The 13301-nt window shown below is 68.9% G+C and carries 10 protein-coding genes and 1 pseudogene; 3 read left to right on the top strand and 8 right to left on the bottom strand.

Annotated elements, in window-relative coordinates; genetic code table 11:
• Positions 1–8 precede the first annotated feature (8 nt).
• The 6 genes from MRBLMG1_RS36935 to MRBLMG1_RS36910 form a co-directional block, all read right to left on the bottom strand.
• Positions 9–2033 (bottom strand): PQQ-binding-like beta-propeller repeat protein, encoded by a 2025-nt coding sequence (locus MRBLMG1_RS36935; RefSeq protein ID WP_367828531.1) that lies wholly within the window; start codon positions 2031–2033, stop codon positions 9–11.
• A gap of 122 nt (positions 2034–2155) precedes the next feature.
• Positions 2156–3169, bottom strand: coding sequence for a hydroxyacid dehydrogenase (locus tag MRBLMG1_RS36930; protein ID WP_367828530.1), 1014 nt, complete (start codon positions 3167–3169; stop codon positions 2156–2158).
• 24 nt (positions 3170–3193) lie between these two features.
• Positions 3194–4048 carry a carbohydrate ABC transporter permease gene (locus tag MRBLMG1_RS36925; protein ID WP_414721719.1) on the bottom strand — a complete coding sequence of 285 codons (855 nt, stop codon included), beginning with the start codon at positions 4046–4048 and terminating at the stop codon, positions 3194–3196.
• Between the two features lie 95 nt (positions 4049–4143).
• Positions 4144–5040, bottom strand: a complete 897-nt coding sequence (locus tag MRBLMG1_RS36920) for a carbohydrate ABC transporter permease (protein WP_030552484.1) — start codon at positions 5038–5040, stop codon at positions 4144–4146.
• Positions 5041–5139: 99 nt separating this feature from the next.
• Positions 5140–6453: an ABC transporter substrate-binding protein gene (locus MRBLMG1_RS36915; protein ID WP_367828529.1), complete on the bottom strand. Its 1314-nt coding sequence runs from the start codon at positions 6451–6453 to the stop codon at positions 5140–5142.
• Positions 6454–6589: 136 nt separating this feature from the next.
• Positions 6590–7681, bottom strand: coding sequence for a LacI family DNA-binding transcriptional regulator (locus MRBLMG1_RS36910; RefSeq protein ID WP_030552488.1), 1092 nt, complete (start codon positions 7679–7681; stop codon positions 6590–6592).
• A 144-nt stretch (positions 7682–7825) separates the two neighbouring features.
• Between MRBLMG1_RS36910 and MRBLMG1_RS36905 the strand changes: the two genes are divergently transcribed.
• The gene (locus MRBLMG1_RS36905; RefSeq protein ID WP_367828528.1) at positions 7826–8497 is read left to right on the top strand and encodes a ThuA domain-containing protein; all 672 of its coding nucleotides are present in this window, start codon (positions 7826–7828) and stop codon (positions 8495–8497) included.
• A 38-nt stretch (positions 8498–8535) separates the two neighbouring features.
• Here the strand turns inward: MRBLMG1_RS36905 and MRBLMG1_RS36900 are convergent, their stop codons facing one another.
• On the bottom strand, positions 8536–10686 hold the full coding sequence (locus tag MRBLMG1_RS36900) for an ATP-binding SpoIIE family protein phosphatase (RefSeq protein WP_367828527.1): 2151 nt from the start codon (positions 10684–10686) through the stop codon (positions 8536–8538).
• Between the two features lie 222 nt (positions 10687–10908).
• Positions 10909–11049, bottom strand: a pseudogene (locus tag MRBLMG1_RS36895) (peptidase C39 family protein); the annotation flags it as partial.
• 299 nt (positions 11050–11348) lie between these two features.
• Here MRBLMG1_RS36895 and MRBLMG1_RS36890 point away from each other — a divergent pair.
• A complete protein-coding gene (locus MRBLMG1_RS36890; protein ID WP_367828582.1) occupies positions 11349–11516 on the top strand; it encodes a helix-turn-helix domain-containing protein in 168 nt (55 codons plus the stop codon).
• Between the two features lie 593 nt (positions 11517–12109).
• A complete protein-coding gene (locus tag MRBLMG1_RS36885) occupies positions 12110–13297 on the top strand; it encodes a serine/threonine-protein kinase (protein ID WP_367828526.1) in 1188 nt (395 codons plus the stop codon).
• Positions 13298–13301 lie beyond the last annotated feature (4 nt).

The following is a 13301-nucleotide window of genomic DNA, read 5'->3' as shown; positions in this document are numbered from 1 at the left end:
CTTCATGGTCAGATCACCGGCCTGTCTTCGATGCGGACGAGGTTGTGGCCGCGCATCGTGTAGAGGAGGCCGCGGCTGTCGGCGTTGACGTGCGGACCGCTGTACCAGGCGCCGTTGATCTCGGGGACGACGGTACTGATCGCGAAGGTCTTGGGGTCGAAGCGGAAGAGGGTGGTGTCGGAGACGCCGTAGACCACACCTCGGCTGGTGACCATGGCCGCGAAGCCGGGGCAGACGGCGCGGTGGTCGGCGGTGTGGATCACCCGGCGGATGGTGACATCGACGACGAAGAAGCCGCCCTTCCGCGTGAGTCCGTACAGGTGCTTGCCGTGCACTGCCAGTGCGGCCGTTCCGGTGGTCAGGGTCGCGGGGAGGTCGATGCGCCACAGCTCGCGCCCGGCGACCGGGTCGAAGGCGACGATCGTGCCACGAGGCCCTTGCGTGGTGGGGTTGTCGCCACCGAGGAACGCGACGCCTTCCCGGGTCGCGACGGCGCGCACCAGCTGTGTCGCGTCGACCGGGTTGATGTACACGCCCTTTTTGCGCGTCCCCGGCGCGTACGTCCACAGGGAGCCGCCGCCCTCGGTGTCGGACTGCGCGGCGACCAGCAGGAGTTCGTTGACGGGGTCGTGGCAGACGTCGAGCGGACGGTTCTGTTCGCTCGGGAACGCCGCCAGTTGGTGGGGCTGTTCGTCGCGTGTGGGGTCGTACGTCCACATGCCCTGCGAGCTGTACTGGCCGGTGTAGAGCACTCCGTCCAGCACATGGGCGTCCTTGGCCTCGCCGGGCGCCCGGAGGTTGACCACCTTGCCGCTGCGCAGGTCGTGGCGTGCGATGCCGTTGTTGCCGCCGACGTACACGTACCGGTGGTCGGCGGCGATGCCCATCGTGGTCTGCGGAGTGACGGGTGCGCCCGCCGGGCCCAGGTCGGTGACGACGGACGTCCCGGCGGCCGTGTCGATCTCCGCGACGAAGCCGTAACCAGAGACGACGGTCAGCTTGCCACCGGCATAGTCGAGGCCCCAGATCTCGCCGAGATCACCGTCGAACGCGACGGGGGCGACGACCTTGGTCGCCGTCGAGTAGGAGTGCAGGCCCGCGTCGGTGGCGAAGTAGATCAGGTCGCCGTTCGCGGCCAGGTTCTTGACCACCTTGCCGGTGGTGGGCGTGACGCTGTACGAGGAGAGGTCGGCGAGGTCCATGACGGCGAGCTTGGCGGGCTCGGTCGATCCCGAGGTGCTGACGGCGAGGCGGTCGCCGACGACGAGGAGGTCGCGCAGGCTGGGGTCCTGCTCCATCTCCGGCGGCGTGACGTTGCGGAACGTGCCCGCCGCCCGGTCGTACGCGTACAGCGAGGCCTTGCTCGCTCCGTCCCCGCCGGCCAGGACGCTGCCGGCGCCGAAGAAGACGGTCGTGTCCGTGGCGGCGACGGCCCTGGCCAGGGTGGCCTTGGGGTCGGGGATGCCGAGGTTGGTCACTTTGTCGGTGCCCGGGTCGTACATCCACAGCGCGGGCGCCTTCCCGGGGATCCCGCCCACCGCGTACACGACGCCGTCGGAGGCGACGGCGAGGTCGCGGATGTCGCGGTCTTCGGTCCGGCCGACGCCGACGGCGGGCTTGTCCGGCGTGGTCAGGTCCCAGCGGAAGATGTTCGGCTTGCCCTCATCGGCCTTGGTCAGGATGCCCGCGTACAGGTACCTGCCGGTGGAGTCGGCGGCGAGCGCCTGGATCGAGTGGCCCACGCCGAGGACGGTCTGGGACACGACCTTGCGGGTCGGCAGGTGGAAGGCGATCACCCGGGTCGGTTCGAGGTTGCGGGACCCAATGTAAACGGTGTCACCGACGCGGAGCGCGCTCATGAGCGCGAACTGCTCGATGCCGGGGCCGAGATCGGTGATGCGGGTGCAGGGTCCTTCGGCCGTGGCCTCGGCCTGGGCCGGTGCGGTGAGCAGCGAGCCGGAGGCCGCGGCGAGCCCGAGGGCACCACCTGCCATGAGCAGCTGACGCCTGCCCATAGACGAATTGTGCTGCATGGGGGGAACTCCTTTGTTCTTCATGCGGGGGACACAGAGAGGAGCGGAAAGGCACCGTGGTGGGGAGCCCACGGGAGGGGTCGGCCGGTCCCCGGACGGACGGAATCCGGGGACCGGACGTGTCAGGCCGACGTCGCGAGGGCGGCGTGGTGCACGGCGTGCGCGAACGGTTCGCCGGCGCAGTAGCGCTCGACCTCGTCGAGGGCGCTGCTGGTGATCCGGTGGAGTTCGCCACCGAGCGAGCCGGCGATGTGCGGGGTGAGGAGGACGTTGGGCAGGGAGTAGAGCGGTGAGGTGGCGGGGAGCACCTCGGGCTCGGTGACGTCGATGACCGCGCGGATGCGGCCGGTCACGGCTTCGGCGGTGAGGGCGTCGGTGTCGACGAGGGAGCCGCGTGCCGTGTTGATCAGCGTGGCTCCGTCGCGCATCAGTGAGAGCCTGCGGGCGTCGACCATGTGCTCGGTCTCCGGCAGCGCGGGGGCGTGCAGCGAGACCACGTCCGAGCGGGCCATGAGTTCGTCGAGGTCCACGTGCCGGGCGCCCAATTCGGCGGCCTGCGCGGCGTCGACGTGGGGGTCGGCGAGGAGCAGGTCGAGGTCGTAGGGCCGCAGCAGTTCGAGGACCTTGCGGCCGACGAGGGAGGCGCCGACCAGGCCCACGGTGCGGCGGTAGTTGCCGAATCCGGGGAACTGCTGGGACCAGTCGAGGGTGGCACGGTGGTCGCGGTAGAGACCGCCGATGTCCAGGACCCTCTTGTTGGCGAAGAGGATCGCGGCGACCGTGTACTCGGCGACGGGGACGGCGTTGGCCGCGGCGGCCGAGGAGACCAGCAGGCCCCGGTCCCAACAGGCCTGTGTCACATGGTGCTTGACGCTGCCCGCCGCGTGGACGATCGCCTTCAGGGCCGGTGCGCGCGCCAGGATCTCCTCGTCGAGGACGGGACAGCCCCAGGACGTGATCAGGATCTCCACGTCCTCCAGGGCCGGTTCCTCGGTGAGGTCCTCGGCGACGTGGTCGGGGTCGATGTCGACGTACGCCGTCAGGCGCTGGATCTCGGCGGGCGGGAACATCGTGTCCCGGTGACGCCGGCCCATGGCGAACAGGGCGCGGGGGCGGGTGGTCGGGGTCGGGCGCATGGAAGGGTTCCTCACGGTGGCGGCCTACTTGACGGCGCCGGCGGTCATGCCGGACTTCCAGAACCGCTGCAGCATCAGGAAGATGGCGATCAGCGGGGCCACGGCCACGAGCGAGCCGACGACGGCCAGCAGGTAGTCCTCGGGGTGGCCCTGCGTGAGCGCGGACGAGTACCAGACGTAGAGACCGAGGTTGACCGGGTACAGGTCCTGGTCGGAGAGCATCACCAGGGGCAGGAAGAAGCTGTTCCAGATCTGGGTGAACTGGAAGAGGAAGATGGTCACGAAACCGGGCGCGATCATCGGGAACGCGATGCGGCAGAAGGTCCGGAACTCACTGGCCCCGTCCATCCGCGCCGCTTCCAGGACCTCGTCCGGCACGTAGGAGGCACTGAAGACCCGGGCCAGGTAGACGCCGAACGGGAAGACCAGTCCGGGGATGAACACGCCCCAGAACGTGTTCACAAGTCCGACTTTCGCGGCGAGCAGGTACAGCGGGATCGCCATCGCCGTACCGGGCACCATCACGCCCAGCAGCACCAGCGAGAACAGGCGCTCCTTGCCGGGAAACGAGAGCTTGTCGAACGCGTAGCCGGCCGCGACGCTGAACACCGATGCCAGCAGGGCCCCGACACCGGCGTACAGCACCGTGTTGAGCAGCCAGCGCAGGTAGACGCCGCCGTCCGCCGTGAACAGGTGCCCGAGGTTCTCGGTGAGGTGGACCTCGTCGCCGAGCGCGAAACCGTTCGTGCCGAACAGATCCTCACGGCTCTTGGTGGAGGACAGCAGCAGCCAGGTCAGCGGGAGCAGGGTGTAGAGGGTGGCAAGGCCCAGCATCGCCGTGACTCCGGCCTTGGACAGCAGGGCGGACGGTGACTTCACAGGGCGGCCCTTGTCTCTACGAGGCGCCGACCGACGGCCGGACGACTGCGGCGTCACGGGCGCGGGGGCCGGAGCGTCGAGTGTGGAGGACTTGGTCACGACTTGCTCCCGCGGCGTGAGATACGGGTGACGACGAACGACAGCACGGCGGCGAACAGGGCGATCAGCAGTGAGGCAGCTGCCGCCAGGCCGAAGTCGTTGTTCTGGAAGGCGGCCGTCTGGACGTACATGTTGGGCGTGAAGCTGCTGCCGATCGCGCTGGAGGCGTTGTAGATGACCTTCGGTTCGGTGAAGAGCTGGATCGACCCGATGACCGTGAACAGGACCGCGAGCGCGATCGCGGGGCGGATCATCGGGACCTTGATGGACAGTGCCGTCCGCACGGCGCCCGCACCGTCGACCTTCGCCGCGTCGAGCGTCTCGCGGGGCACGGCCTGTAGAGCGGCATAGAAGATGACCATGTTGTAGCCCATCCACTCCCAGACGGCGATGTTGGCCGCGGAGAACACGGCGTTGTCCACCGACAGGAAGTTGACGTCGATGCCGCCGGATTCCAGGAAGTCGATCACGGGGCTCAGGCCGGGTGTGTAGAGGTACACCCAGATCAGCGCGGCGATCAGTCCAGGCACCGCGTGCGGCAGGAAGAGCGCCAGTTGGAAGAAGTTCCGCGCCTTGGCCAGGCCCGAGTCGAGCAGCAGGGCCAGGACCAGCGATCCGCCGATCATCACGGGGATGTAGACCGCGCAGTACACGGCGATGACGAGGAACCCGTCGCGGAACGCCTCGTCGGACAACGCGCGGGCGTAGTTCCCCAGCCCCGAGAAGACGTTTTCCGTACCGCCGAACCCAAGGCCGGACGTGCGGGTGGTGAACAGACTCAGCCAGGCCGCGTAGAACAGCGGGGCGAGAGTGACGGCCGCGAACAGGCCGAAGAACGGGGTGAGGAGCAGTGCGGCGGTCCGGCGCTGACCTCGGGCGGATGGGCTTGCCATACCGGCCTTCCTAGGGTGGGGCGGGGGAGAGCGAGTGGGGGAGGGAGCCAGAGGCCGGCCCGCCGCGCGGGCGGGGCCGGCTCTCCAGGCTCCGGGCCCCTACGGGGCCGTGACCGTCAGGCCACGCTGCTTCATCTGCGCGACCGTGGCCTGCTCGGCGGTGGTGAGGACACCCGGCAGGGTCACGGTGCCGTCGGCGACCTTCGGGAGCTGGTCCACGATGGCCGTGTTGGTGGCGCCCATGACCGGGCCCCACGTCCAGCCGGGCGGGATGGCGTCGTAGGACTGCACCATGAGGGAGTAGATGTCCTGGCCGCCGTAGTAGTCCGTCTTGAAGGCCGCCTTCGTGACCGGCACGAGCTTCGGATCCGCGGGGAACATGCTGCTGGTGCCGGAGGCCACCCAGGCCTTCATGCCCTCGGGGTCGGTCGTGATCCACTTGATGAACTCGGCGGCGGCACCGCTGTTGTCGGACCCCTTCGGGATCACGAAGGACGAACCTCCGTACATGCCCGAGGCCGGCTTGCCGTCCCAGGTGGGCACGGGCGCCACGGCCCACTTGCCCTTCTGGTCGGGGACGGTCGCCTGGTGCGCCCCGGCGCACCAGCTGGCGCAGACGTAGGCGACGGTCTGGTTCTTCTGGACGCTCGTCCAGAACGGGTCCAGCTGGCTCAGCGAGCGGACGAGGCCCTTGCGGGCGAGGTCACCCCAATAGGCGGCGACCTTCTTCGACGGGCCGTCGTCGACGGTGACCTTCCAGGAGTCCTTCTCGGTCGAGAACCACTGCCCGCCGGCCTGCCAGGAAAGCGCCTCCAGGAGCCCGGGATTGTCGGTGTACAGGACGCCGCCGCGAGCGGCGGGATCGGCCTTCTTCACCTGCTCGGTCATGTTCCGGTACGCGTCCCACGTCGTGGGGACGTCGATCTTGTGCTGGGTGAAGAAGTCCTTGCGATACATCATCATCAGGGGCGCCGCGTCACGCGGGACGGCCCAGGTCCGGTCGCCGAGGTTGACCAGCTGCCGCGCCGCCTCGGGGAACTGGTCCTTTACCACCGGTCCGAGGGTGCCGCTCAGGTCCTCGATCTTCCCCTGGGCCGCGAACTCGGGCAGGTGCGGGTACTCGACCACCGCGACGTCCGGCGCGGTGCCGGCCTTCACGGCGTTGGTGAGCTTGGAGTAGTACTCCTGGCCCGACGGGACCGTCTCGAAGGTCACCTTGATGTCCGGGTGGCTGCGGTTGAAAGCCGCAGCCACCTTGTCGGACCCCTTCACGAAGGACCAGAAGGTGACCTCACCGGTCTTCTTCGCCTCGGTCGAGGAAGCGCCCTGATCCGCTCCTCCACCGCAGGCGGTGGCAAGCAGGGCGAGAGCCGTGACGGAGCCGGCCATGACGGCCGTGGTTCTGCGACGCATGATGTGCACCGATCGTTCGCTGGGGCGTTGACCGGAATCATTCGTCAGTAAATACGGCTTCGTCAATCCCTAGAGCTTCATTCGACAGATAACGAAATCAACTGATGCGATGTGGCACCGGCCTCCTGTCCGCGCTCTACGCGTGTTCACCCGCCGCGGAGGAGGCCCCGCTGGAGTCCCGTACGCGCAGCTCCGGGCGAAGCAGCAGCTCGGCCAGCGGGGCGGCCGGATCGGCGAGTCGCCGCCTCATCAGATCGACCGCCCACTCCCCCACCGCCCGCTTGGGCGGTGCCACAGCCGTGAGCGGCACATCGCTCAGCTCGGCGACCTCGTCGTCGTACGTCACGATCGCCAGATCCTCCGGAACGCGGAGGCCGCGCGCCTGAAGGAGGCCGACCAGAGTGACGGCATCGAGATCGTTGTGGACCAGGGCGGCTCGCACGTCACCCGCCTCGACCGCCGACACGAGCTCCTCCAGCCACTCGGCCGACGCCTGCCCGTCGGCCGGATCAATGCCGTACTCCGGGCCCGACGTCAGCCCCAGGGCCTGACAGGCCGACACGTACCCCTCCCTGATCAACGGGGTGTTGGGGCTCTCCGCCCTGGCGGCAAGCGCGATCCGCTCGTGCCCAAGACCGGCGAGGTGCCGGACGGCCAGGCCCGCGCCATGGGCGTGGTCCGACGCGACCTGTTCCAGCCTCCCGGCCTGCGCACCAGCCCGCCGGTCCACGAGAACGACCGGTATCTCGAGGCCGGCCAGCCACTCCTCGGCCAGGTCCACGGGTTCGAGTCCGGCGCGCGGCATCAACAGCAGACCGTCGACGCCCGCCGCGATCAGCCGTCGCACCTGCTCCTGGTTGTCCGCCAACGTCTCACCGGAAACCGCGAGCACAATGCGCACCCCGTGCGTGCGCGCCGCATCCTGCACACCTCGGATGATCTCGGGGTAGTAATAGCCCCCCGGCGGGACGATCAGCCCGAAGGCATCCCCCTGCCGCGCCGAGGGCCGGGGGGCGGCGGGGCCGGGCACGTCGGCCGCCTGCGCCGCGGTTGGCGACATGGCACCTCCGTGGACACGGACGATCAGCCCCCGGCCTGCCAGCTCCCGGACGTCCTGGCGCACGGTGACGGCGGAGACCCCCATCTCCTCCGCCACGTCCTTCACCTTGATCGATCCCCGGCGCTCCACCAAGCGCAGGAGCACCTCACGCCGCTCTTCAGCCAGCACTCACGTGCCCCCTCCCATCGTGAGCGAAGCCATTTGCTTTCACTCGACAAGTGAAAGGTATCAACCAAGGGCAGCGACGCGTTGCAGCGAGGAAGATCCGGCGACTAAGGTCGGACAGAAAGCGCTTTCCAAGAAGGGGGTCCTGTGCCGACCTCGGACGTCCTCGTCTACACCCGCACGGCCGGCTACCGCCACGATTCCATCCCCGCAGGTACGGACGCGCTCGTCGAGCTGGCCCGCGAGGGCGGGTTCGAGGCGGAGGCGACGGGCGAACCAGAGGCCTTCACGGCCGAGCGGCTCGGGCGGTGTGCAGCGGTGGTCCTCTTGTCCACCACCGGGTCGGTCCTCACCGACCAGGGTCGATCGGCCCTGGAGGCATTCGTACGGCGCGGCGGCGGGCTCCTCGCCGTCCATGCGGCCGCCAACGCCGAGCCCGACTGGCCGTTCTACGGCGAGCTGCTCGGCACCCGCTTCGCGGGCCACCCCCCTCTGCAGCACGGTCTGGTCCACGTAGAGGACCCCGCACACCCGGCGACCGCGCACCTGCCCGCGGAATGGGCCTGGACCGACGAGTGGTACGACTTCACCTCACCCCCGCGCGACGCGGACGTCCACGTCCTGCTGCGTGCCGACGAGTCCACGTACACCGGCGGGACCCACGGCGCCGACCATCCGCTCTCCTGGTGCCACGAGAAGGCCGGCGGCCGGTTCTTCTTCACTGCCCTCGGCCACACCTCGGAGTCGTACGCGACCCCCGCCTTCCGCACCCACCTCGCCGGCGCTCTCCATTGGGCGGCGGGCCGCCAGGGCCGCTAGGACGGCTCAGCCGTGGGCGGCCTGGCCAGGGTGGCGCCTCAGCGGGCGGGCAGATCCTGCTCCGTCCAGATGATCTTGCCCTCCCTGGCGTGCCGGGTTCCCCAGCGCTGGGCCAGCTGTGCGACCAGCATCAGGCCACGGCCGCCCTCGTCGAAGAGGCGGGCCCTGCGCAGGTGAGGTGCCGTGCTGCTGGCGTCGGACACCTCGCAGACGAGGCTTTGGTCGTGAATGAGCCGGAGCCGGACCGGCGGTCGGCCGTATCGGATGGCGTTGGTGACCAGTTCGCTGACGATCAGCTCAGTGATGAACGCGGAGTCGTCCAGTCCCCAGGCCGCCAGCTGCTCCGAGGCGTTCCGCCGGGCCCCTGCCACGGCCTCGGGCTCGGAAGGGATGTCCCAGGCGGCGACCCGGCCTGCGTCGAGGGCGCGGGTGCGGGCCAGCAGAAGCGCGACATCGTCTTGGGGAAGGTCGGACAGGAGCGCCCCGAGCACGGTGTCGCAGACCCGTTCCAGGGACGCGGCGGGTTGGGCCAGGGCCTGGCTCAGTACGTCGAGCTCGTCTCCGGTGGTGCGGCTTCGGCTCTCGGTCAGGCCATCGGTGTACAGGGCGAGCAGACTGCCTTCCGGCAGTTCTAGCTCAATCGTCTCGAAGGGCAGCCCCCCAAGGCCCAATGGCGGCCCGATCGGCAGATCGGGAGTGGCGTCCTCAGCGGGTGCCGCGGCGGGGAGGACTACACGCGGTGGCACGTGCCCGGCGCTGGCCAGCGAGCAGACACGGGAGACCGGGTCGTACACGGCGTAGAGGCACGTGGCGCTGATCTCGTCCTCGGTCGGCGACTCCTCCTGCTGGAGGCGGACGACGACGTCGTCGAGGTGGGTGAGCAGCTCATCGGGGGGCAGGTCGACGTCCGCGAGGGTCCGGACAGCCATCCGAAGCCGGCCCATGGTCGCGGAGGCATGGATACCGTGGCCGATCACGTCGCCGACCACCAGGGCGACGCGGGCCCCGGACAGCGGAATGACGTCGAACCAGTCTCCGCCCACCCCCGCGTGGGAGCCGGCCGGCTGGTAGCGGGAGGCGACTTCCACGGCGGACTGCTCCGGTGGGCGCCGTTGCAGCAGGCTGCGCTGCAGGGTGAGCGCGAAGTCACGCTCGTGGGTGTAGCGGCGGGCGTTGTCGATGTACACGGCTGTTCGCTCGGTGATCTCCTGGGCGAGCAGCAGGTCGTCGTCGCTGAACGAGGCCGCCGTGCGGTGCCGGAAGAACTGAGCGAGGCCCAGGGTCCTTCCCCGGGCCTGCAGCGGCAGCACCAGCACGGAGTGGATTCCGTACTCGGCGACGACCGCCCTCTGATCGGGGCTCTGCGTCAGCCACACGGGGAGCGCCGAGGCGTCGATGCGGCTGCGCCACGGCTGCCCCGTGGCCAGGACCTGCGCCGGCTCCGACCCTTCCGGGCAGATGTACGAGTGACCGGTCTTGACAGCGGAGTCCGGGCAGCCGTCCCATACGGACCGCTGCGCGACGCGGCGGAGGGTTGGGGGCCCGGGAACGGGTTCGGCGTCCCTTTCCAGGAGCGCGGAGTCGAGCAGGTCGACGGTGACGAGGTCGGCGAAGTAGTCGGTACCGACGGCGGCCAGTTCATCCGCGGTGCCGGCGATGTCCAGGGTCGTCCCCACTCGCACGTTGGCCTCGTTCACCAGCGACAACCGCCGCTGCACCCAACGATCGCGCTCCTCCTGGTACGCCGCGACCGCCTGCTCCGAGGTGCGGTCGATGAACTCGAGGATCATCCCGCTCAGCTTGACCGTCGCCGCGTTGATGAGAACCGGGTCCTTCGTGAGCCGGTTCATCTCCGCCAGCATCGCGCGCAGGAGGCCGGCCTGCCCGTAGCGGTACGTCCGCAGTAGGGTGCTGATGCGTCCTCCGTCCCGGGCGAACCGCCGCGCGTACTCCACGAAGGAGAGCGGCGCCTCGACCCGCGTCAGGTCGAGACCATTCTCGAGGGCGTCACCCCACACCATGATGTTGTCGGCGATGCTCGCCCCTCCCAACGTGACGATGTCCTCGTACTCCGTGAGCTCGGGAACCTTCACGCTCAGGAGTTGCGCCAGCTGGTCGGCCAGCTCGGCCGCCCTGGACACGACGCCGCGAGCGGCGTGGGAGAGGATCACATCGACGTTGGACTCCACGACAGCAATGTAAGCCCGGTGAACCCGTGGCGCCCTGGGAGAGGCCGAGGACCTGCCGGTCAGAGGACAGAGGCGCCGGAGGAATCCTCCTGGCCCGACCCGCCTGGCAGGAGACCCGGACCCGAGGAAGCGCCTACCGTGGTGCGCAACGTTCTTCTGGGCGTCCCTGCGGGACCTGTACGCGGAGCTGGACGAGGCGCACGGCCGTGGGACCGCACACGTTCACACCAGGCCCAGCGACTGCAGCGTGCGGTGCTGACCTGGTGCTGACTTGACCGGCCAGTAGAGGTAGCAGACCCCGCCCGTACCGCTTCTGACCTTGCCGTTTGCGTCGTACCACTTGGTCCTCAACCAGATGTTCTCCAAATGGGAGGGCGCCGCTTATCATGCGACGCCCTCCTGCACAAACATGCAGGTCAGAGGCGCGGGCCGCGCAAGCCAAATCGAGCGCGGACGCACTGGTGCTGACCTGGTGCTGACCTGGTGCTGACTTCCGCTGGCGTCCGTTCCGGTCCGCTCGGGTGCGTCGTGCTGGATCGGTGCTGACTCCGGAGCCCTCGTCGGCCGGCAGACCTCCACTCGCTTGGTGCGGCCGCCATTCCTCACTACCGTCCTCGCGAGCAGCTGAAGTAAGCGTAGAGGAATTGTTTGTGAGTGAGCCGATGTGGGACGTCAAGGCGCTTGCCGCCTATCTCGGGAAGCCGGCTTCTTGGGTGTACGACAACCATCTCAAGGAGGGACTGCCGAGCTTTCGCGTAGGCCAGCAGCTACGGTTCTCTCCGGCAGAGGTTCGGCAATGGCTGGAAGAGCGATGCCGAATGGTCGCATGAACGTCGAGCACAAGGGGACGGCACGCGGAGGTCTCACCGTGATCAACCCTGCTTGCTGGCGGAGAGCCTCTGGAACCTCCCTGGGGCAGACGTGAAAGCCCCAGACTGATCCCTCCTCGGGCAGGGAATCGGAGCCGGATTCAGAACTTCGCCAACAACCCTGCGGGCGCTCTCTGAGTGACCCGCTCCACGCCTCACGCCGGGCTCATTGAGCTTCTTCAGTGGACACCCCCAGGGGTGAATGACTCCCCTTGGTTGACTGCCCTCTGAGCTGCAACAGCAGCCACCGTCGACAGACACAGCCGTCACCCGATCGTGGCCGTTCTGAAGAAGCTCATCGAACGAACCCTCCACCAGCGTCGCCTGGACGGAGTCCGCTCCTTCCCCTTCGACCGCGCACCCCAACGTGCTGCCGGCACTCTGCTTCCGCCGGCCGAGATTCTGCGCGCGCTGACCAGCGACCGGGAAGCCCTATTCACGCATGTCAAGGAACGGACTCCCTCACGGAGCGTCGGTTGTGGCGATAGGGTGAATCTTCGACGTCTGGGTGACGCGGCCGGCCGAGGCGGGCGCGAAAGGGTGAAGCGGAAGAGATGACGAGGCTGCCCGCGCAGATCGGCCGGTACGCGGTCGAGCGCGAGCTGGGCACCGGGGGTATGGGGCAGGTCTATCTGGCCTACTCGCCCGGCGGCGACCCGGTCGCGGTGAAGGTGATCAGGAACGACCGGCTCGACCAGGCCACCAGGGCCCGCTTCGAGAAGGAGGCGCTGATCGCCCGGACGGTGGTCGGCACCAATCGCGTGGCTCGGTTCCTGGACGCCGATCCGTACGCGGATCAGCCTTGGATGGCTGTCGAGTACGTCCCGGGCCGCACGCTTCATGAGCACGTCCGGGACAAAGGGACGCTCCCCGTCCCGCTGGTCGCCAGCCTCGGGGCACTACTAGCAGAGGGCCTTGAAGCGGTTCACCGGGTGGGGTTGCTGCACCGTGATCTGAAGCCCCAGAACGTCATGCTCGGCGAGTACGGTCCGATTCTGATCGATTTTGGGCTCGGGGCTTTCGTGGACACGGACCGGGACAATCTGACCCTGGCTGGGATGATCATCGGCACGGTGCGCTGCATGCCTCCCGAGCAGGCGCTCGCGCGCGTGAAGCCGCAGGAGCCTGCCGACGTGTACGGGCTCGGCACGGTGCTCCTATACGCGGCGACCTGTCACTACCCGTACGAGGGCGCGGACTGGCTAGGCATCGCCACCCAGGTGGCGGACGAGGAGCAGCCGCCCGACCTGGGCGGACTGCCGGACGCGCTGCTCCCGCTGATCGAGTCGATGCTTGCCTACGCCCCCGCCGACCGGCCTTCGCTCGCTGAGGTGACCCGGCAGTGCGTGGCTCTCGTGCGGGAGGCGAAGCTGTCGGCGGCGCAGGCACGTCACGCCTTGATCACTGCCACGGTCTCGTCCGGGGGCGGGGCTCGCGGCGCGGGGCACGACGGCCCGTCTTCCTCCGTATGGGAGCGCATCGAGCAATTCGCCTCCCCGATCGGCGAGGCAAGCGACGCTGACGAGGACGGTCAGGACAGTCCCCTGGACCGAATCCTCCCGATCCTGGACGACTCCAGTGACGAAACACCCACGGAGCCACCGGCAGATGTCGTACGAGAAGCCGCGGACCGGCCTGGGACGGAGCCCCCTGCGGAGAAGCCGAAGCGGGGCCGGAAGCCGGCCTCCCTGGTGGTGTCAGAGGACCTGCGGCAGCGGTACGCGATGCAGTCCGCGCTGTAGCACC

The sequence above is a fragment of the Streptomyces sp. LMG1-1-1.1 genome (assembly GCF_040815545.1).
Lineage (GTDB): Bacteria > Actinomycetota > Actinomycetes > Streptomycetales > Streptomycetaceae > Streptomyces.
The sequence above is the reverse complement of the archived record's forward strand: the minus strand, read 5'-3'. Positions and strand labels throughout refer to the sequence as shown.